Origin of the sequence: Tolypothrix sp. PCC 7601, from assembly GCF_025677855.1 — a bacterium.
GTDB classification, from domain to species: Bacteria; Cyanobacteriota; Cyanobacteriia; order Cyanobacteriales; family Nostocaceae; genus Aulosira; species Aulosira diplosiphon.
This window is the reverse complement of the sequence record NZ_CP064879.1, coordinates 6,692,237-6,714,984: the sequence shown is the minus strand read 5'-3', so window position 1 is coordinate 6,714,984 and position 22,748 is coordinate 6,692,237. Positions and strand designations below refer to the sequence as shown.

Sequence of the window (22,748 nt, the reverse complement as noted above, 5' to 3'; positions counted from 1 at the left end):
AAAGAAATTTTATTAACGTCTTGTAAAAAATTTAATTTTTGTAGGAATGCAGCAAGAAATATCCTATAATGCTGACATTTATTGATGTCAGGTTCAGACAATCAAAAGTCTGTCATAGGAGCAATGATTCCTAATTACTCAGTTTTATGGAATTTGTAAAACATTCATGGTCATATTAGGGCACAGCAATGCTATGCCCTAACAACGGGTTTGATTCAAGAGAAAATATTTGTAATTACTATAATTAGTAATTAAATATGGTTTAACTATATCACCAAAATTAATTACAAATTACGAATTACAAATTACAAATTACGAATTACGAATTACGCATTATTTAGCTTGATTTCGCGCTGCTGATGCTGGTTTACAGACATTAGCAACAAATTCAGTACGTTGTTTTACAAAAGATGCAGAGGGTTTTTCTACTTGGTAAAGAATTTGGAAAGCATCAGACCAAGGGTGAAATGTTCCTGTTTCTGTTGTGTGTTGAATTTCATAGTTGATAAAGAAATCAGCTTTTTTCAAAGCGATTTCTTCTGGTGAAGCTTTATCCGATTTCAGTTGTTGTTCTAATGCTTGCAATCCGCTTTGAATTTTTTGGCGATCGCTTGCTTCCATTACTTGGAATGTTGTCCAATTATTACTACCGGATAGTTGCCATTGGTAGAATTTACCTGGTTCTAAAGGCTTTTCAGCATCGTAGGTGGCTTGTTGGTCGGCTATTTTGACCGATTTTTGCCAAACTACTTCTTGAGAGTCGTAATCGCGGATAACTACTTGAGCATCTTGATTATTACCAGGACTGTGCCATAAAAATAAAGGGCGATCGCTCCACAATTTATATGTGTCTACTAAACCAGGGGAAATCGCACAGACTGGTTGCACTACCCCTCTAGAGGCTAGGCGTTTTTTGGGGCGACGTTGCCAAAATAAGCCTGCCCAATCTACAGATTGCGCTAAGATTTGTTGTGTTTGCCGAATATTTTGAGCGTTGGCGAGGTTTTCACTGACGATACTACCGGAAGCGATCGCTAAAGGGATGAGTGCAAAGCCCAAAAGTGACTTGCGATGATCAATTTTAAACATGATTATTTTCTCCTTGTAGCTGGTAAAACGTAGGCTAAAAACACCGACGAGGGTAAAAACCAGGGTAGTAAAATTGCGGCTGTTATATAAATTTGCAGTCCCAGTAAACCATATACAATCACAGCACCGACTGCGCCGGAGGTGATTTGGCGACGACGCGTGAGACTTAAACGCGATTGGCTTTTAATCACAAAGACTGTGATTTTACCAAGAATCATGGCAATCCCAATCAGCAAAATGCTGGGGATGGGAATTACCAAACGATTGCTGACGAAATGATGAATCATATATGCCAATGTTTCACCACCTGTCAGCCAAGGTTGTTTTGTCCAATAGCTGTATGCTTGTGGCGCTGGGGAACGATCTGGTTGTCCTGGTGCTATTCCTAAACGATCATCGCTACCCACCGCAATCAAAACTACCTGTTTGGACACTAAAGGAAATTTGTTGATATCGGGATTTTCGATTAATTGCCAAGCAGGAATTGTTGTATAAACTTGGCTGGGAGGAATTGAGTAATCGAGAATTGGTTGGATATTAAATGGTGCTTTCCATTGCCATAATTTTGATAAGTTCCCTTTTGTTGAATGCTGCTGCACCACATCCAGAAATTCCGCCCGTAAATTTTGCTCGCGGTTGGTTTGCGGCTGAGGTAAATCGGTGATTTCTTGCTTGGCTAGCTGTACCAGCGATAGCAAATATGCAAAGGGACAAACTTGACGACAATCGCTGTCGGCTTCTGGGAATTCTAGTAAGTCGGGGTAAGCATCAATGTATCCTTGCAATGTCCAATTCCACTTGTTAATCCCTAATGCTTCGTTTGTCCCGACTTCTCTTTTGGGTTCTTGCACCGCCGCAAACATTAACCATGTCTTCGCATCCACAGCCTGACGCACGGCTGTAGCTAAATCTGCATCAGCCTTTGGCGGATCGGTTTGGGGTGTATCAAAAATAAAATCTAAGCCGACAACAGAAGCATTTAATTTACGCGTACTATCCAGCAGCTTGGCCAGATAACTGCGGTTCATGGGGAATAGTTGGGAATTTGGCAACTGGGCGCGGTAAATTGATTCAGTATCAATTTGCACTAGAGCCACGGGCGGAGCTTCTTCGGCATCAACTTGGGCGGTAGCACTGCGGTAAACTGCCTGAGTAAAGGTGCGTCCATCTAATAACAGTGATTGTATAGGTGTCAGCACACTACACAAGACCCCTACAGTTAGCGCGATCGCCTCTAAGCGGTTGGGTATACTTTGACGCAGCCGTTGTTGCCAATGAAAGGGGGGAATGCGGTAGAGGTGAGCGCCTGGATGACAGAATAAGGAAGGTAAAAGGTAAGATGAGGGGTAGGTGTGGCTTTTATCCATACGTAAATATTGCCTGGCTGCAATCACCGATTCGTAGACATTCTGGTGTTTGCCTAACCCTTGCAAAAACCTCACTAAAAAATCTTGGGCGACGCGGTTATGAATCGGTTCGCGCATTACCACAACTTGTCCAAAACCCAAGTCAATTAAAGATTCTGCCAGATTTAACCCGCTACAGGAATTAAAAATTGCTACTTGCAATCCGCGTTTTCTGGCGGCGCTGAGTTGGGATGCAATTTCGCTAATGGAAATTGACACCCCAGGCGCAATCCCCAATTCTCCGCCTGTCATTTCGGTTTCGTTGCTGTGTCCCGCGAAAAATAAGACATTCCAACCGCGTTCATCTGCGATCGCATCGGCAATTTTCTCGATAATTTCTGTGGGAGTTTCTTCTAGCTTCCAACTGACAAACTCCACATCAGCAATGCGGAACAGCGATTTTAAAGTTTTCTTTTCTTCTTGAAAATCCAACCCTGTATCATCACCTAAAATTGCTAAAATCCGGGCGCGTCCTTGGCGTTTATCAGGATGATGTGAACCTGTTTCCTGAGAAATATTTAAGGGAGTGCGGATAAACTGAATCGCCCCAGTGGTAGCAAATTCAGTTCCTAATTCCCAAGCTTCCCAAGGAAAACGATCCAATTCCACAGGCGCACAGGTGAGAAATACTTGCACCGCCTCATCCGTCTCGGGATTTTCCTTAACAAGTTGTTGGCTAGCTTGAGCAATTTGGGCGCGAATTTCATATAATTCAGCACTGCGTAACCAGCGATGAAACTCGTACATTAATTTAGTTTCCGCCTTCACCAGTTCCGCGTGCCAATCTATCCCCAGCTTGGCAATACCACCATCAACCGCCCGTCCGCGCATTTGATCGGAACGATAAAAGTTCAAATATGCCCGTCGCCAGTCTTGATACAACTGACCAAGGGCAGAAGGATAATTAACCTGTGCAGTTAATCTTTGCCCTTTGCCCCAAGATAGTTCAAATAAACAAATTTGTTCGATTTTTTGAACTTTCAGATTAAAAATATCAGAGTTAAGTTTCATATTAGCTAATTTACTTTTTTCGCAACGAGGCGAAAAATCAGAACACAAAAACTCAGTTTTTGTCAATTAAAACTGTTAATTTTTAATTAATTTATTCAGGCTTTAGTACAGCACAGTGTAAATAAACATACCATTCCAGATGACACAAAATCCGAGAATATGAGACGTGATGAATCGCATCTCTACAAGGTTTGTAATTCCAAACCAAAAGGTGGAATTTCAAAGACAACCTCATCAGTAACGACGGTTACCCAAAATTTTTCGTTCCAATCGCCAATAACTTGAGCGTAAAGAATTCCTAAGCTGGTATCTGATAAAGTTTCATCAAATAATATTTGTGTTGCATCACGTACCTCTAATGTTAATGTATGTGGCATAGGTCTTTGTGGTTGTGAACCTACAGCAACTAACAACATCCATTCAGGGTTGGCAGCATCTTCCGATAACACCCACATAATTGCATATAATCGCAAACTCCCTTCTTCACAATCCAAATCACGAAATGCACCCCGCGCTGTGTTAGGAATATAAACACCTTGCTGTTCTAATCCGGCACGAATTTGCTCGAAATCATCTTGCAAAGAGCGTAATTGTGAAGAGCGTAATTGCGAAAATGCTGGTAATGGCATCAACATCCATCCCAACTCTTGAGCAGCTTGGTCTATTTGATTATTTAACCACAAACCGACATTAATTAATGGTTGAATTAAGGAAGGATTAGCAGCTTTGTGAACCCAATTAATTAATTCTGGGTTACTCAATAATGTTATCCCTTCACTCACCGTGAGTAATTCCCAAGGCTGCTGTTTTTGCAGTTGTGGTTTGATGGTTGTTAACTTTTGTTTTAAAGGTGTGGAATTAGTTGGTTGTGATGTTAGAGGTAGTTTAATAGCTGCTGGATTTAAACAGCGTAAATTAAGTAATAAATCGTTAGCATCTGGATTAAACCAGAGTTGTGGTAAAGTATAAGTCCAATCTTCTGCTACAGGTAACTGTGCAGTAGCTTGATATTTTTGGTATTGCTCATAGTTCATAAAACCAGATACAGCCACCTGATTTTGTTCCTCTTCTACCTGCATCAGCACATAAAAATGGGCAGCAAAATTGGGAATATCAAAAACTGCATTCGGCACCCGATGTTCATCAGTTAAAACGCTAGCAGTGATAATACAAATTTTGAAAGCTCCCACTTGAATATTGCAAGCTGCTGATAATAAATCTGCTGTTGCTGCTTGCCAAATCGAAGCAGAATTAATGTTAATTTCTAAATCAGATGCGCGTTGTTTTAGCCATTGTTCAAATCCTAAAACACCTAACGCACATAGATAGACTTGCCAGCGTTGTTGGGAAAAATGTATTGATTGGCTTAAACTGGCAGCACGTTGAAAATGTTCTGGTAATAATTCCGTGCGAGTTTCGTTGAGTGAATACCAATCTGGGTAATCTGTGTCTAAATATGAAGTAGGTTGGTTAATCATGGTCAAAAGTCAAGAGTCAAGGGTCAAAAGTTAACAAATAAAATTAATAATGTGTCGAAATATAGTGTTGTTATCTGGTATTTTTGAGTTTAAATAATCTTTATCCTATCTCCCCTCTATTATCTAAATAACGGCAAAGACGACGAGCTAAAAGACCAGATAAAGGCTGATTGCGTACAGGGTTTTTTACTTCAGATTCAGCTTCTTGCATCACTCCAGAAATTTGTTCGTCTAAAATTACTTCCAACTGCTGATCTAAACGTTGCAACCGTTCAAAATTTGTAAACTCTTGCGCTATTTGCAAAACGCGATCGCGTAAAATCAGCAACATACTTTGGCGAATATCAGCGCGCAGTTCATTTAACTTTAATAACCGGGTAACTTCATATTGTTTCTTCATTCCCAATTGCGGTGCGATTTGGCTCATCGGTTGACCTTGGCAATGAAAAAGATGTAAACCAGTCATAAATAATCGCTTTATTTCTTGACTAGTATTGCGCTTACTTTGCAGTTTACCGAGAGCAACTTCCACCACATGAGAAATAGCTGCGTCTAAGGATGTCAAAAATTCTTCTTGATATAAATTCATAAAATCAGCTTTGTCATCCCCTTCCTCGGTTAAGAGCGATCGCTCTACAATCGGTTGAATCTCCGGTTGATCGTAAGCAACTGACGCAACATAACCGCCTTGTGCTGCAATCCGGTATTGTCTCAGTTTGCTAGCCATTGCTTGCAATTGGTTTAACATCGCTTCCTGACTCAGCTTGCGATTCGTCCGACTTTGCAAATCATTAATCATGCGAGTTAACTGTTCTGCTGTCGGGATTTGACAGGGTAGGTTTACCCCCGCTAATTTTTGCTGCAAGCGGTCTTCGCGGTAAACTGCGTGATAACTGATCAACAATTGGCCAACTTGCTCAATTTCCATCGGCGTTAAGTGATACATATCCGCGAGAATGCGTTGTAATTCCTTCGGGTTCGTATCATTCAACAGCGCCCAATCGCTAATCAAAAATACACCATGCTGGAGTAAAAATCGCTTGATTTCTGCATTCTGCTTCACATAGCGACTCACCCACGCATTCAGAGAACCTTTAACTGGATCGAATGTTTTTAACAGCTTGGTAGCTAAAGATTCATAAGTGGATTTGCGGACTCTGGGTTTATCAGAAGTTGCTTCTATGACTTGGTCATCTAAAACAAAAGGCAATAATTCCTCACTAGTAAAGCCGTGGCGATTGCCAAACCGCATTGTCAAGTCCAGACAAACTCGATATATTTGCTGAGATATATAGCACCGCAAACAAATTTCCGCTAAGTTAGCTTCCTCCGTAGCACCCGCTTTACCCTGTTGCATTTGTTGCCACAGATAACGTGCGATCGCCGCATCAGAAACCTCGCCCTTACCGGCAAATTCTTTTTGAAAATAAGTTTGAGCCGCTACTATCATTTCCACCCGGCGCTTACTTGTAGAATCTAACTTGACAAATTCCCAGTACTTTGATGATTGAACCACGGGATTTTTCGTTAATTGCAGCTAAATTACTCTCAATTTTTTCACCTCCTTTCAGGAAAAGCAATTTGCTGAGTATCTGTGACTCTATTTCCTTATATTTCTGAGGATGGTGAACTTATGCAAAATCAATGAAAGGTAGCAGAGAACAGTCAAGAATTACCTACCGTACCACCCACCACCTGAAGGCGAAATCTAAAATTTATAGCAGATGATAGCTAAATCAGGCATCTTGCCCACTATATATCTTATATATCTTACAAAGATTAGTTTGAATTGGTATTATCTTTAACTTCATCTGACATCTCCAAAAAATAATCAAACTTTCCCTAAAACTATTGTAGAGACGTTATAACTAACGCCTCTACATTCATTTTTGGAGATACCTATAACTGAAATCCAAACTTAAGAGGTTATTGATAAAGAAATACAGTGCTGTTAAGAATATGATTTACGCAAGTGTCACATTTTTTCGTTGAGGCTGTCAAAAGTCAAGAGTCAAAAGTCCAAAAGACTTAAATTTTTGACCCTTGACTCTTAAATCAGAAGATGTGTGTACCAGTTGCGTAAGTCCTGAAGAAAATTAATTGCTAACAAAACTAAAAAACTAGTTACTCAACAAAAAAAACAGAACAATAATTTTGGAGGGGGTTTGGGGGACGCAACCGTCCCCCAATCGGGGGTTTGGGGGAGAATCCCCCAATTGATCTGGCTTTGTTACACATATTTGATTTTTGAAATTACGCGCGTGCGGTGCGTTACCCTATCAATAACGCACCTCTGGTAACTTTTGACTTCCGCCCAGCGCTACTAGCGCACCTCTTTCAAGCTATCAACTTGCTTCGTAAACAACTCAGTAAACAGACTCATCACTGAGCGTTCTTCGCGCACTTTAATATTAGCTGTGATCGACATACCCGACTGCAGGGTCACGGGATGGCCTTTAATCTCCAAATATTGTTTATCTAAACTCACCCGTGCAGGGAAGCGATAAAACTGATGTGTTTGATCTGGGGGTAATGCATCAGAACCAATACCAATAACTTTTCCTTTAATATCACCAAACTCGCTAAAAGGAAAAGAATCAATTCTGACATCAACATTCATCCCTTCCCGCACAAAACCAATATCTTTGTTAGTAATAAAAACTTCTGCAATATATTTTTCATTAGGAACAATTTGCATCAGTTTTTGAGTAGGGTTAGCTACATATCCAGGATATTTAGCTTGCAAATCAAAAATTGTTCCCGCCACCGGAGCGCGCAATTCTTGATATCTGACATTCACCTGCGTTTGCGATATTTTACTAGTGATATCTGCCAAACGCTGTTCATTGTCCAGAATCACCTTCATGAATTGAGTATCAATTTCTGCAATTCGCTGTTTATTCTCCGAGATTTTCTCTAAAATCCCTTTATCCGAAGCAGCTATAGTATTAGTTAACTGCTGCTGACCTTTCTCAATATCAAATTGCAGACGTTTTTCTTCTTCAGCTAATTGAGCAACTTCTGCACTCAAATTTTGCACTTGCTGTTGCTGATTGAGATATTGCAGTTGGGAAATACCACCTTCTTCTGAGAGGATTTTGAGTTTATTCAAAATCTTTTGCTGAATAGCTAAACTTGATTCTGTATCTTGCTTTTTAACTTGAGTTTGTGAAAGTTGTTTGCGGGTTTTTTCAACCTCTAATTGTGCGGCTAAAGAGCGAGATTCTAATTCTTTTTTCGCAACTGCTAAACGTTGTTGCTCATCAGTACCTAATCCAGCTTCTGAACTATATTTTTTTAATTGGTTCCGCAATAATTCATTTTCGGAAACTAATGCTGCGCGACTTTTCAGCAAAAAGTAAGTTTCTTGGGGTAAGCGACTCCGCAAGAATTCTAACTCCGTTCCTGAAGCAGTACTTACTTCCATCAAGCGGCGATAAATTTGGTTTTCTTGAATTAACGCAGCGCGAATTTTATTTAAAGAATTTAATTCTGCACGGGTAGCCACAGAATCAAAAGTTAATAGTAAATCGCCCGCTTTGACTTTTTGACCATCTTTCACATAAACTGCTTTCACAACTCCATTCACAGGAGCCTGAACTTCTTTATTAGTTCCTTCTGGCTTTAATTGTCCTGCGGCGGGTACAACTTGCTCAATTTTGGCATAATAAGCCCAACCAACACCAAAACAGGCCAAACACATCAGCGAGATCATAATTGTCCGCGACCAAACTGGAGATTGACGCAGAACAACAGCTTGCTCAAAGTTAACTTCTTGAAAGTTCAGTGGAGATTGTTTCGGTGTTTTACCAGTAGATGTGGCTACGTGTGAATCTGTCGGTTGTTCGTTGTTATACCTACCGTTACCATTTCTATCACTAAAGTTAGTGCCATTAAGTTGAGTCATAGCTATTTTAGATTTTGAATTAGTAATTGTTTTTAGTGATTCAGTTACTCACTGAGCAGTTATCCATAATTAATTGTGGCTGGATAACTGCTCATAGCATCATTACAGATTGACTTCTTGCTGCTGATACAGGTAATGATAATGACCTTTAGCAGCCATTAACTCTTGATGGTTTCCTTGTTCTGTAATTCTGCCGCTATCCATGACGATAATTCTATCTGCATGGCTCACAGTAGTGAGACGATGAGTAATAAAAAATACTGTATTTCCTTTGAACTCTTGAGCTAAATTCAGACAGACTTGGCGCTCGGTTACGTAATCTAGAGCGCTGGTTGCTTCATCTAACACTAATAATTTGGGTCGTTGTAATACCGAACGTGCGATCGCAATTCTTTGTCTTTGTCCACCGGAAAGTCCTGCACCCCGTTCACCCACACGTGTATTGTAACCGTTGGGTAAACCCATAATAAATTCGTGGGCAGCGGCGACACGCGCTGCTTCGATAATTTCTTCGGTGGTTGCATCTGGGTTAGTTAAAGCAATGTTGTCTTGAACTGTACCGTCAAACAACAAAGGATCTTGAGGAACTACCCCCATCTGTCGCCGCAGTGAATAAAGTTCAACTTTACCAATATCATAACCATCAATTAAGATGCGCCCAGACTCCACATCATAAAGTCTCAGGAGTAATTTCATCATCGTACTTTTACCAGAGCCACTCTGACCGACAATGCCTACAAATTCTCCCGCCGGAATTTCTACACTGACATTAGAAAGTTGCAGGGGGCCGCTAGGTGCAAAGCGGAAGGAAACATTTTCATATTTCACTGCTCCCAAAATTGCAGGTAAGGGAATATTTTGGCGATTGCTTTCGGCTTCTTCTGGTGTATCAACAATATCGCTTAACCGCTCTAAAGATAAAGCTGTTTCTTGGAAGCTTTGCCAAAGTTGAGCCAAGCGCAAGATAGGACTAGTAACGTAACCAGAGATAATTCTAAAGGCGATTAATTCCCCTAAGGTTAATTCTTGTTTAAGTACTAAATAAGCTCCCACCCACAACACTAGTAAACTACTCAATTTATTGAGAAAGTTACTAGTTGAGTTAGCCAAGGTAGAAGTCACAACAGTTTTGAATCCAGCCGCTACGTATCGAGCATAACGTTCTTGCCAAGAAAAGCGCGATCGCAATTCGATATTTTGCGCTTTCACTGTTTGAATCCCGGACATTACCTCAACTAAATAGGACTGTGTTTCGGAGTTCCGTTCGGCTTTACTGCGTAACTGTCTTTGTACAGTCGGAGAGGCAATTAATGTCAGAATTACAAATACGGGAATTGTACCCAAACCTACCAAGGTAAGTTGCCAACTGTAAAACAGCATAACGATGATATAAACCACCGAAAATACTGCATCTAAGCCAACAGTTAAAGCTGTACCTGTGAGGAATTGCCGAATATTTTCTAGTTCGTTAATTCGAGTTGATAATTCCCCAACTGGACGCTTTTCAAAATAGCGTAGTGGTAGGCGGAGTAGGTGGTCAATAATTTGTGACCCCAAACTCATATCAATGCGGTTGGTAGTATCCACAAATAAATAAGTCCGCAATGTTGTGAGCACTGCTTCAAATATGCCTACTACCAATAGCAAAACGCCCAAAACATTGAGCGTGCTAATACTATTTTGGACAATGACTTTATCAATAATTAGCTGAATAACCAGTGGGTTAGCTAACGCTGCTAATTGGACAAAAAAGGAAGCAATAAAAACTTCAATTAGCACCCGACGGTGGCGTGACAAATAAGGAATAAACCACCGCAACCCAAAGCGTTCTTGAGGGGTTTCTTTAGTAGTGGAAACCAGCAATACCCGCACCTGAGGCGGCATCTTACTGTCATCAACTTCTAATCTCGCTACCAATTCCGCTGGTTTGCAACGCACTATCCCTTGAGTGGGTACACCCACAACTGCACTATTGGCATCAGCTGCATATAAAACTGCATAATTTTCGCCATAGCGAATTAATGCTGGTGTGGGAATGCGAGTAATTGAGGTAGCGGGTATATCTACCAGATGAACTTTGAGTCCAATTAATTCTGATAAATAAGCACAAAGTTGAAACGAGAGATTACCTTGTCGTTTAATTTGCTCATTTAAAATGCGGCGCACTACTTCCTTGCGAAACGGAATTTGTAAGTGCTTGGAGAGCATTTGAAAACAAGCAAAGGTGGCATTTATTTCCCCATTACCACGGAAAAATGGGTATTTCTGGTTTTTACCTTTACCTTTTGCAGCCGTAGCTGGTTGATATTCTTCTTCTGTAGCGTAAGGAATATCTAGTTCGTCAGCAATTTGAGGTTGGCTATCCCGCACTTGCAGCTGTACTGGTTCATTCTTCTCCACAAAGAATAAATCAGATGGGGATAAACCAATCAAACGCACAGAATTTGGCCCTTCGGCTTCAATTATGCCGCCATTACTGACATCTAAGCGCGAACCATTGGTGAGATTTTTGATTGTACCGCCACCACTCACAAACCAAATACTATTGCTATCAAGTTGGCTAAGTGAGCTTCTTCCCGGATTCAAGTAATTTACTTGTGCTTGTGGTAAAGCTTGTTCCGATATTTCTTTGAGATTAGCACTAGCTAAAGCTTGCTTTTCTAATTCCGACCCGACAACATCAAAAATTTCGATGATATGAGGGCGGTTTTTACGCACATGAGCAAAAGTGGAGTAAGAAGAAAGGAGGCGTAAATATTCAACTGCACTTAAGGTTAAACATACTACTTCCGTGGAAGCGATCGCCGTCTCACAGCCCAGTTGACGTAAAAAGCCAATCTCACCTAAAATTTCCCCAGGTTGCAATAACCTTAAGGTTACTGGCATCTGTGTTTGAGGGTCGTATCCCAACAACCGCACTTGTCCTTCATAAATAATTGTTAATTTTTCGGGGATTATTTCTTTACCAATAATTTTTTGGCCTATGCGGTAGCGCCAAGCTTGCAGTTGCTGTGATACATTGGCGATTTCCTCATCAGGTAGTTGATCAAATCCTTCAACAGAGCCAAGAAATTCTTGAAAGGAGTTTTTAATATATGTCATGCCTAGTTCTGGTAATCAGCGCTAAATATATGTATTGTTTGTTGGTTATTAGCTAGTGGTAATTGGTTACTCAGTCATAGGAAGGTTTCCGATGACATAGTACATTATCCGGCTTAAAAGTTACTTTGATTGCGAAGTTTTACTTAATATAGTTGCTATATTTGCCATTTTCGGTATAGATTTGCTAATTCTCATCAGAGATTATTCAGCCACCTCTGGCACTATCCGTCAGGCAACTGTGGCAATCACTGCTTTTGAGCAAGTTTCATCACCAAGCATGAAAGCGTGACTGAGATTTATTTGTACTCAGGACTTTCAATCCAGGCATTCACGAAAACAACTCACTTCTCTCGAATTTTTCACCAGATTAGTAGGTTGGCTTAAGCACAGCGCAACTCAGGACACCTCCCTTTAGGTAAATTTTTCGGGTACGCTGTGTGAGCGCCTGTCGCCAATGGAGTAGGACAGTTCCTAGGAAACCCTCCTGCAGTGCTGCTCTCACTGCACGTAACTGGCTCCTCTTGAGAGCCACGCCCCGAAAATATTTGTGCTAGTTGCGTAAGTCCTGTTACAAAAACTTCATCAGACAGCAAAAATATAGTTTGTTAGTTGAGGGAGTGTTAGCTATCTACCCACACATCCTCTAGGATTGAAATTACTGAGGCATTTTGCTCAAACAAAATTTTCATGGGGATTTCCACAGTATTTTTGCGGAATATTCTGAAATTACTTAGATAAATATCAATATTATAGTAGTTTAATTTTCGGATTTTAGAGATAGTATCAGTAATTCAACTGAAAGAATATACCTTTTAAAAATAAGATGAATTAACTGAGTTGCATCTACTGTTTATTGAATAATTAGAGTATTTATAGAATAAGGAAACCTATAAATTAAAGTACTGAATCACACTGTGTCATGCTAGAAAAAGCTTTTAAAACCAGGGCATTTACTGTTATCTGTTTGGCATTGCTATTGACTTGTTCTTGGGCTATTCCTCAACAAGCACTTGCAAATTCTGAAGAGCAACCAAGACAGGGTATACCCAAACGCAAAATGGGAGGTGGAACTCGCGGTCAGTGCTTTAGTAGTGTTGGGCATTTAATGGCTTTGGTACCAGAAAACAATTTAGGATTTACCAAAAAAGCTTATCCCAACATTTTATTCTATTTACCACCAACCTCAACATCAGCAATGGTGGAATTTGTACTGCAAGATGAAAATCGTCAATCAGTTTATGAGACTACTTTTACTAAAAGCAGCGCTGGCGGAATTATCAATTTTAGTTTGCCTGAATCTAGCTCCTTACCTCCACTAGGCATCAATAAAAAATACAATTGGTATGTGTCACTCATTTGCGATCCGGAAAACAGAGCCAACGATATTGTGGTCAATGGCTGGATTCAAAGAGTAGAACTAGACTCAAACTTCAATAAACAATTAGAGCAAACAACATCACCTTTAGGACTTGTAGCTCTTTATGCCAAAGCTGGACTTTGGCAAGATGCATTAGCTACATTAGCAGAACTGCGAGCCACTCAACCGAATGATTCTAGACTGGCTGTTAATTGGACACAACTCTTAAAAACTGAAAAATTGGATGCGATCGCACAGGAGCCTTTTTTGGAGATCCAAATCCCCAACACCCCCTAGTTACCATCAAGTACTTTTCTCATCCCACAGCAAATTGGAAAAAATATTTCTTGCCAGACAAACTAAAACACAGATAAGATCTGGCAGATAAAAATTTAAGTAGTCTTTTACTCAACTCTTTATCTATTGTCAAAAGCCAACTCTATCAATCTACAGCTTTTGTGATTGCTAAATACTCCCATAAGTTTTGCAAATTAGTATCTTTAGTTACTAAGTATCTTAACTATCAGATCAACCCATCGATTACCACACTGACTTTAAAGCAATCAGTTGTCATTGCTAGTATCTTGATTACAGGATTGGTAATGGGTGTGAAACAACTGGGGTGGTTGCAACTTTTAGAATTGGTCAGCTATGACCAAATGGTGCGCCTCCAACCTGATGCTGGTTATAACCCACAGCTGTTGGTAGTAACAATTACAGAAGCTGATATTAAAGAACAGAAACAATGGCCTTTGTCTGATAGCGTCCTTGCTCAACTATTAGCCAAGCTGCAACAAGCTCAACCTACAGCTATTGGTTTAGACCTCTATCGGAATATCCCCCAACCTCCAGGTCGTGACGCGCTGATGCAGCAACTTCGGGCTTCTAATGTAATTACTATTAATTATCTCGGGGATCAAGAAGCAGAAGGAGTATCTCCTATTTCGGGTTTAGCCCCAGAACAAATAGGCTTTAATGACTTTGTAGTTGACCCAGATGGCGTTGTCCGTCGAAATTTGATTTATGCCCAGCAAGGAGAGGAGAAATTCTACTCCTTTTCTTTGCAGTTGAGCCTGAAATATCTTGCCAAGCAGGGAACTACTCTCAAAGTAAAATCAGAGGCTTTGCTGTTAGGTAATGGTGTATTTCCTACTTTAAATAATAATTCCGGTGGGTATCACGATATTGATAGTGCAGGCTATCAAGTGATGATTTCTTACCGTTCACCTGAAAACATAGCGCGACAGCTATCATTAACTCAAGTACTGCGGGGTGAATTTGAACCTAACTGGATTAAAGACAAGGTTGTACTGATTGGGACAACAGCCCCTAGCTTAAAAGATTTGTTTTTTACTCCTTATAGTGCTGGTAAACCTGCAAACCCAGGTTTACCAGGAGTATTACTCCACGCTCAATTGGTCGGACAAATTCTTAACACAACTTTAGATCAACAACCTGTATTTTGGTTCTGGCCAGAATGGGCAGAATTCCTCTGGGTGTGGACTTGGGCGTTGGTAGGTAGTGTACTTGCATGGCGACTTCGCCATCCCCTCTCTTTAGGAGTAGCTGGGGTAATTTGTTTGGGTGGTCTATTTGCTATTTGCTTTGGGATCTTCACTCAAGCAGGCTGGATACCGCTTGTCGCACCAATTTTGGCATTAGCGATCGCAACTGGCACGCTTCTGGCTTATAAGCTATTACACAATACATTGCATGATAGCCTCACTGACCTGCCCAATCGCAGTTTGTTTTTGAAGCAATTGGAATGGGTAATTGCTGAAACAAAACTACCTAAAAGCTCACGATTTGCCATCCTATTTTTAGGGATTGACCGCTTCAAATTTATTAATGAGAGCTTTGGGCACCAATTTGGCGATCAATTTTTAATGAATGTCACTCAAAGATTAAAAGCTTGCCTAGGAAATAGAGGAATATTAGCCAGAGTTGGTGGTGATGAGTTTGCTGTTCTACTGAAAAATATCAATGATAGTAGTGAAGTGACTGCTATAGCTGACCAGCTACATCAGAAAATGTCCTTACCCTTTAAAAATAACGGACAAGAAATTTTTACTAGCATCAGTATTGGTATAGCTTTAAATCAGACTGAACTCGATTATGAACCAATAGCTTTGCTGCGAGATGCCCATACAGCTATGTATCGCGCTAAAGATTTGGGTAAAGGCCGTCATGAGGTCTTTGCTACAGGTATGCATACCCAAATTGTCAAGCGGTTTCAGTTAGAAATAGACTTGCATCGAGCTATTGAACAGCAGGAATTTGAGCTTTACTATCAGTCAATAATTTCTTTAACCACGGCTAGAATAGTTGGGTTTGAAGCACTTGTGAGGTGGAATAATCCTCAATATGGCTTTGTTTCACCTGCAGAGTTTATTCCTCTAGCTGAAGAAACGGGGCTGATTATTCCTTTAGGAAAGTGGATTTTGCAAGCAGCCTGTCAACAATTGGCTGTTTGGCAAGCTCAATTTCCTACAACTCCTCCGTTGATGATGAGCATCAACATTTCTGGACATCAGTTAACTCAATCCGATTTGGTGGACTACATTGAGCAAACTCTCCAAGAGACAGGATTAAATGGCGAAAGTTTAAAATTAGAAATTACTGAAACCGTAGCCATGAATGACGTGGAAACGGCAATTAGCATCATGCTGCGATTGAGAACTTTAAATCTCAGGTTAAGTATTGATGATTTCGGTACAGGCTATTCTTCTTTAAGCTATTTACATCGCTTCCCTGTCAACACATTGAAAATAGATCGTTCTTTTGTCAGCCGTATGGAAGATACTGACGAAGATGCTGCGATCGTTCAAACGATTATCATGTTGAGTCATGCATTGGGTATGGATGTAGTTGCAGAAGGGGTGGAAACTGCTGCACAGCAAGCTAAATTGCATAGTTTAGGTTGTGAGTATGGACAAGGCTATTTCTTTTCTAAGCCTGTAGATCAAAAAACTGCAACTGCATTACTAGATAAGCAATTCAATAAATAATATGATGTTCGCTTCAATACTATACTTTGGCATAGGCTGGTAATTGGTAAAACCAATGCCATCTGCAATTAACAATTAACAGGAAAAATTTGTTACTAAATAATCGACCAAGCAATAAAAAAGCGCCTCAATTTTGGAGGCGCTTTTTTATTAAGCTAAAGGTTTAGGATTAGCCGTTGATTGCAGGAGCAGTCAACGCAACAGGAGCAACTTCACCAGCAGCTAAGTCTAAGGGGAAGTTGTGAGCGTTACGCTCGTGCATAACTTCCATACCCAAGTTAGCGCGGTTGATTACGTCTGCCCAAGTAGCGATGACGCGACCTTGAGAATCAATTACTGATTGGTTGAAGTTGAAACCGTTCAAGTTGAACGCCATTGTGCTGACACCCAACGCGGTAAACCAGATACCGACTACAGGCCATGCAGCCAAGAAGAAGTGCAGAGAACGGCTGTTGTTGAAGGATGCGTATTGGAAGATTAAACGACCAAAGTAACCGTGAGCAGCTACGATGTTGTAGGTTTCTTCCTCTTGACCGAACTTGTAACCGTAGTTGAGAGATTCGGTTTCGGTGGTTTCACGCACCAAGGAGGAGGTTACCAAGGAACCGTGCATTGCAGAGAACAAGCTGCCACCGAATACACCAGCCACACCTAACATGTGGAAGGGGTGCAACAGAATGTTGTGCTCTGCTTGGAACACGATCATGAAGTTGAAGGTACCGGAGATACCCAAAGGCATACCATCAGAGAAGGAACCTTGACCAATGGGGTAGATCAAGAATACTGCGGTAGCAGATGCCAAAGGTGCAGAGTAAGCTACGCAGATCCAAGGACGCATACCCAAGCGGTAAGACAATTCCCACTGACGACCTAGGTAGCAAGCGCAACCTAGCAAGAAGTGGAAAATTACCAATTGGTAAGGGCCGCCGTTGTACAACCACTCATCTAAGGAAGCTGCTTCCCAGATGGGGTAGAAGTGCAAACCGATAGCGTTAGAAGAAGGAACAACTGCACCAGAGATGATGTTGTTTCCGTAAATTAAAGAACCTGCAACAGGTTCACGGATACCATCGATGTCTACTGGAGGAGCAGCGATGAAGGCGATTACAAAGCAAGCGGTAGCGGCTAGCAGTGTGGGGATCATCAATACGCCGAACCAACCGATGTAAATCCGGTTCTCGGTGCTGGTGATCCACTCGCAAAACCGATCCCATACACTGGTGCCAGAGCGCCGTTGTAAGGTTGTTGTCATTGTTTTATGAGTGCGATTAGTTGTAAAAAATTATTGAGTTTGGATGAAGTAAATTTTCACCCGTACTTATTAACTCTACATGAATTTACTGTAATCATGTGATTTATTTTCTTATATTTTTATTAAGAAATTTTCGATAATGCTTAATATAACTCAACATTATCTACTACTTTTATTGCTGAGTCCGCTTAATGAGAAAATGCTTGATATAAGCTGTAATAATGTTTGCAATACATAATAGGGGCACAAACATTTTTGTACCCCTATGCATCTGTCACATTCTTTTTTCAGTTGGTGTTACTTTGCAATAACTTGCTGATAGGTGTTGAGCCAAAAATTTATGTGTGCCTACCCTACCGACAGGGCTAATCAAAAATCAAAGTAGATATATGGCAAGCTACCTTCAGGAGCTAATAACCAAACTGCATAGAAACAAAGAGGCACAAATACCAGCTTGACAGGCCAATTAAACTCTAATTTGAGCCGACTCTTGAACATATAAGCCAAGGTCATCAAAATACCTAAAAGTAGCAGTCTGCCAGCCATTTGGGATTGGCTAATGTTGAGAGCTTCTATATATACTTTTTGGGCAAACTGAATATCAGCCGGATAACCCAATAAATGCCTAAATACTAAAGAAGAATCCTGGAAATTAGGTAATCTGAACCATATCCAAGAAGTGAAAACCATCAATTGGGTTAACAACCAAGCAGAAAAAATACCTATAGGGTGTTGCCAAAAATGTTCTAAATTTTCAAAGCGATCGCTCAATGCATCTGTTAGGCGATGGACTATCAAAGCTAACCCGTGGTAAGCACCCCAGACGACAAAACCCCAAACAGAACCATGCCAAATCCCAGCAATTAGCATCACAATCATCAAATTCCAGCAGGTGCGTACTAAACCCTTACGAGAACCACCCAAAGGAAAGTAAACGTAGTTACGCAGCCATTCACCTAAAGTCATGTGCCAGCGTCGCCAAAAATCCGCAATACTGGTGCTGAAGTAAGGAAAATCAAAATTCTCTGGTAATACTAAGCCAAAGAGTAAAGCACTACCACGAGCAATATCTACATAACCGTTGAAATCTAAATACAACTGTAAACCGTAGGCAAATATCGCTAGCCACAGATCTGTACTACCTGCTCTTTGCAAGTTCCCAAAACATAAATCAACAAAAATACCCAAATGATCTGCCAATATGCCTTTTTTAACTGCACCCCTAGCAATTAACCACAGCCCTTCTGCTACTTGATCGGGAGTAGGTAATTGTAGTGTATTAATTTGAGTTGCTAGGTTGTGATAGCGAGTAATCGGCCCAGAGATTAGTTTGGCGAAAAATAATTTGTAAGCAGCAAATTTCAGAAATTGACCAGTAGCAGGCGCACCACGATAGACATCAATTAAATAAGAAATACATTCAAAAGTAAAAAATGAAATTCCTAAAGGTGCAACAAATTTAAAAGCTCCATCTTGTGAGGTAATTGATACATGAAAAATAGCATTAATAATAAATGGCAAATATTTAAAGCCTAAAAGCAGTATCACATTTAAACCAACACCTAGCCATAAAAGCTTCCGGCGGCGAAGGTTCCAGTCAGCTTGGTAGAACTGCCATTCTTCAGAAATACGTCTATTAGAATAATTTTTTCTCGGAGTGTTATCTTTACCTATTTCTAAACCGAAGCGAAAGTTAATAAAAGTAAGCGCTAATAATAAAGGTATGTACTGAGCATTTAAAGATGCATAAAATATCAGGCTGGCAATTAAAATTGTCCATAAACGCAACTTTTGCTCTGACAAAGTCCAGTAAATTCCCAGCACACTTAATAAAAAAAGACCGTAGAAAATTGAAATAAAGTTCATTTGTTAGTCATTTGGGGTTTGGGGTTTGGTGTTTGGTAATTGGGGTTTGGGGTTGGGTTGTGCTCATTTCCCCTTGTCCCCTTTTTTCCCCTGCTTCCTCTGCTTCCTCTGCTTCACGGACAGTTTGCTCAAGTCGGGAAACCCGCCCACGCAACTGTCCTCCTCTGTTCCCCTGCTCCCTCATCTCTCTACTTTGCTGGCCAGGGAATCATGGGATCGTGAGCTAGCTTTTTCGAGACTTCGTAGGCTCCGAAACGGTTGAGGTGGCTGGGGTCAGAAAAATAGTTATGATTTTTTGGCCACAGCTGACTTAAATCTCGGTAGATAAAATTGGGATTGTTCACCTGCGACATATATTGTTGAAATTCTTGCTCATATTGTTGACGCACAGAATCCAGATAGTCAGCAGTTAGAGGTGTATTGACAAAGACTAAAGGAATTTTTTTGGCTTGGGTAAAACTCAGCAATGCTTGAAAAGCAGTGTCTTGTTCCCCTTGAACTTTAAAAGATTGATAGTCGTTGTCATAATTTCCGGGAACTTTGGGGTGTTTTTGATAGTACCTCGTGGGATGAAAGCGGATTGATAAAGGTAAAAAGCCATCAAAGTCAACAGACATCTGAGAAGTATCTTCTTCTGGAGCATCATTGCTTAACTGTGCAGAGGATGTATTTCCAGGATTGCGATCGCTAATTAAAGGTAACGAGTTAAGCTGCTTTTGCAATAACTCTTTAACGCGATCGCGGTTGGCGTAGCTGGCGGAAATATTAGCTACAGCCTCGTTTAACCATTCATTAGCTAGCTGATAGCTGCTCATTTCTGGCTTTTGAGCTTTGGTTTTGGTTGCGTCTGAAGATTTTGCTGGATCTTTGAGCAACTCATCAGTTGTACCCGTGGCGATCGCTTTTTGCAATACCTGTTTATAACCTGGTGAGGCGGCAATTGATGCAAAGGTGATGTCTTTACGACCGCTATTAAAGGCACGGGTACCATCTGCCCAGATAATTAATTTTGGTAGTTCTGTCGGTTCTAGAACGCGGCGCACAATAAAATCTACAACTTGAGCGGTAGCACCATTGACTCCAAAGTTAAATACATCAACATTGGGATAACCCTGAGTTGCTAAAGCTTGTGAAAGTGCAGCCGGATCGACTCCTCTGAGGGCACGGGAGGAACCTATAATCAACACATGGGGAGGTCTACCTATTTTGGCTAACCTTTGCTTATACAAGGCAATTTGCTCGTCTAACTGCCTTGCATTAAAACTGGGCATTTGCGATCGCGCTGCCAATAAAATTGCAGTGGCGGTAGCTTTGCCTTTTAAAGGTGCGGCTTTTAAGTTTTCTGTTTCGGTGTCGTCATCATTTTGGGTGAAGCCAGAAGCATTGAATACACCACCTTTACGCTGATTTGGTTTAGTTTTACTAGTATCAGCAAAGAATGCACTCATCTGGCTGGGATTCGCCTCAGACTTTGGAGATGTCTTGGCTTTAGGGCTAGATGATGCGGTTACTTGCGGTGTAGAACTTGGTAGGTTGCGGTTAACGATTTGCCCCAATACCCAGTCAGTTTGCATAGTGAGTAATAATCCCAGGGTTCCCCAAACTAAGGCAACCTTAATGCCTTGAGCTTCTGGGTTATACTCTGTGGGTTGGTCAATTTCGCTAAATAGTTGCGTTTGTAACAGTAATTTTTTGAAAGTGAGCTTGGTTGTGGTTACCCAATCCCGCGCTACTTCTGTAATAAAAGTTTGAACTTCCTCTGTCGTCAAATCAGGACGCAAGATTGGTTCATCTGTAGGAGTAGTGACTAGGTCGTTAATGTAGATAGATGTAGCCGCAAATTCGGGAGTAGCTTCTGGGACTAACCGTTGGCGAGGCTGAAAATCTTCGCCGTGATGCCAAGAGGGTTCCTTATTCCCTGCACGTCGTCCATAGACACGGACTCCCATGACTCCAGGGATTTTGAACTGGCGCAGTAACTCTACTACTTTGTTTGCCACTTTCTTGCGAGATGGGCATACAGGTGCATCACACATGACGTGAAACAAATCACCTTTGTGCAACAAAGTAATCTTGGCTCCACCTGTTTTCAAGCGCCAATCTAAATCAGGATTCAGTAACCGTTCTAATAAATAATTAATTGCTGGTTGATCACCAGAATTAGCCAATTCTAAGGCTGTTGGGGCGAAAGGTTCATGTATAGCGGCTGGCAAGGTAAGCCAGTCAATCCACGCTGGCTGCTTGTCGGCAATTTTTTGGCCGTAAACAGTAGCAGCTTTGATCCCTTGGGGAGCGATCGCTTCTAATTTAGATTTGATTTTATGTAAGCATAATTGTTTTTCTGGGGCTGTTTCTAAAGCATCAGAACTGGGAGTACAAAAAATATGTAGAGTTGACTCTTGCAGTGAAGTTTGCACAGCAACTTTGGCATTTGATAACTCCTCAGTTAACAGCCTGGCAATAGACTGTACATCCCCCCAACGTGCCCATTCCTTGAGCATCTCTTCGGGTGGTGTTAAATCCACCCGCAATCGCCACTCGGGTTTATTTTCGCCCTTCACCTGGGAAAAAATCACCGCATCATGGTAACCTGTCAACTTGAGATTGCGTAACTTCTGAGCGATGGGCTCTGCTAATAGTGAAGGATCAGGGCTATAACTCGACTGACAAAATATCCACAGGCGTTGTTCTTGTACTTGGTTATTTTCTGTGCTTGATTGCGGCTTGACTTTTACCTCTACAGCCACACCAAAAGTACTCAGAGTTTCGCTGAGATAACGGGCAATGGCATCGGGATTTCCTTTTCTTGCCAAGCTTTCGTTAGATAAAATCAGCGCTCCGCCTGGTTGAGATTTTAGCTTATCCTCTAATAAACCCTGCTTCGCCTCTTCCAAATGTCGTTCGAGCTGATTTAAATAAACTCGATGGCACCACTGGGGTCGCCCATCGCCTTTTTTTCGGCCGTAGACAAATACTTGGTATATTGAGGGTTGTTCGCCATTTGTGAGGACATCCAAGTCTGTTTGCTGGATTGCTTGTAGCAAGTCATATAAAGTGCGCCAACGTCCTGGACACTCTTTGCCTTCACAAAGGATATGTAAGTCATTTCCCCGTAACTGGACTTTCACCCCGAAAGTGCTAATCCCAGTTGCTTGGCTTACCCATTGCACTAGGGATTTTTGGCGATCTAGTAATGCTGTTTTCATGGGCAGTTAACTTTTAGAGAAAGCGAGTATTGGGGGATAGTGCCTGCGCTTGTAAACTAGAACCAT

Annotated in this window: 11 protein-coding genes; 2 read left to right on the top strand and 9 right to left on the bottom strand. The window is 41.1% G+C overall.

Going from position 1 to position 22,748, the window contains the following annotated elements:
- Window positions 1-333: 333 nt before the first annotated feature.
- The 6 genes from HG267_RS27070 to HG267_RS27045 all read right to left on the bottom strand — a co-directional run bounded on the left by HG267_RS27070 (window position 334) and on the right by HG267_RS27045 (window position 11,993).
- Window positions 334-1,089 carry a DUF928 domain-containing protein gene (locus tag HG267_RS27070; RefSeq protein WP_045872320.1) on the bottom strand — a complete coding sequence of 252 codons (756 nt, stop codon included), beginning with the start codon at window positions 1,087-1,089 and terminating at the stop codon, window positions 334-336.
- A gap of 2 nt (window positions 1,090-1,091) precedes the next feature.
- Window positions 1,092-3,506: a CHASE2 domain-containing protein gene (locus HG267_RS27065; protein WP_045872319.1), complete on the bottom strand. Its 2,415-nt coding sequence runs from the start codon at window positions 3,504-3,506 to the stop codon at window positions 1,092-1,094.
- Between the two features lie 182 nt (window positions 3,507-3,688).
- Window positions 3,689-4,984: a DUF1822 family protein gene (locus tag HG267_RS27060; RefSeq protein WP_045872318.1), complete on the bottom strand. Its 1,296-nt coding sequence runs from the start codon at window positions 4,982-4,984 to the stop codon at window positions 3,689-3,691.
- 100 nt (window positions 4,985-5,084) lie between these two features.
- The gene (locus HG267_RS27055; protein ID WP_045872317.1) at window positions 5,085-6,500 is read right to left on the bottom strand and encodes a hypothetical protein; all 1,416 of its coding nucleotides are present in this window, start codon (window positions 6,498-6,500) and stop codon (window positions 5,085-5,087) included.
- A gap of 807 nt (window positions 6,501-7,307) precedes the next feature.
- Window positions 7,308-8,891 (bottom strand): HlyD family efflux transporter periplasmic adaptor subunit, encoded by a 1,584-nt coding sequence (locus HG267_RS27050; RefSeq protein WP_045872316.1) that lies wholly within the window; start codon window positions 8,889-8,891, stop codon window positions 7,308-7,310.
- Between the two features lie 102 nt (window positions 8,892-8,993).
- The gene (locus HG267_RS27045) at window positions 8,994-11,993 is read right to left on the bottom strand and encodes a peptidase domain-containing ABC transporter (RefSeq protein ID WP_045872315.1); all 3,000 of its coding nucleotides are present in this window, start codon (window positions 11,991-11,993) and stop codon (window positions 8,994-8,996) included.
- Window positions 11,994-12,912: 919 nt separating this feature from the next.
- Here HG267_RS27045 and HG267_RS27040 point away from each other — a divergent pair.
- Window positions 12,913-13,647 carry a DUF928 domain-containing protein gene (locus HG267_RS27040; RefSeq protein WP_052335302.1) on the top strand — a complete coding sequence of 245 codons (735 nt, stop codon included), beginning with the start codon at window positions 12,913-12,915 and terminating at the stop codon, window positions 13,645-13,647.
- A 161-nt stretch (window positions 13,648-13,808) separates the two neighbouring features.
- The gene (locus HG267_RS27035) at window positions 13,809-16,358 is read left to right on the top strand and encodes an EAL domain-containing protein (protein ID WP_045872314.1); all 2,550 of its coding nucleotides are present in this window, start codon (window positions 13,809-13,811) and stop codon (window positions 16,356-16,358) included.
- A 169-nt stretch (window positions 16,359-16,527) separates the two neighbouring features.
- Here the strand turns inward: HG267_RS27035 and psbA are convergent, their stop codons facing one another.
- The 3 genes from psbA to HG267_RS27020 all read right to left on the bottom strand — a co-directional run bounded on the left by psbA (window position 16,528) and on the right by HG267_RS27020 (window position 22,682).
- Entirely contained in the window at window positions 16,528-17,610 is a 1,083-nt protein-coding gene (gene psbA, locus HG267_RS27030) for a photosystem II q(b) protein (protein WP_045872313.1), read from the bottom strand.
- Between the two features lie 369 nt (window positions 17,611-17,979).
- Window positions 17,980-19,476 (bottom strand): MBOAT family O-acyltransferase, encoded by a 1,497-nt coding sequence (locus HG267_RS27025; protein ID WP_045872312.1) that lies wholly within the window; start codon window positions 19,474-19,476, stop codon window positions 17,980-17,982.
- 188 nt (window positions 19,477-19,664) lie between these two features.
- The gene (locus HG267_RS27020; protein ID WP_045872311.1) at window positions 19,665-22,682 is read right to left on the bottom strand and encodes a DUF1574 family protein; all 3,018 of its coding nucleotides are present in this window, start codon (window positions 22,680-22,682) and stop codon (window positions 19,665-19,667) included.
- Window positions 22,683-22,748: the final 66 nt, after the last annotated feature.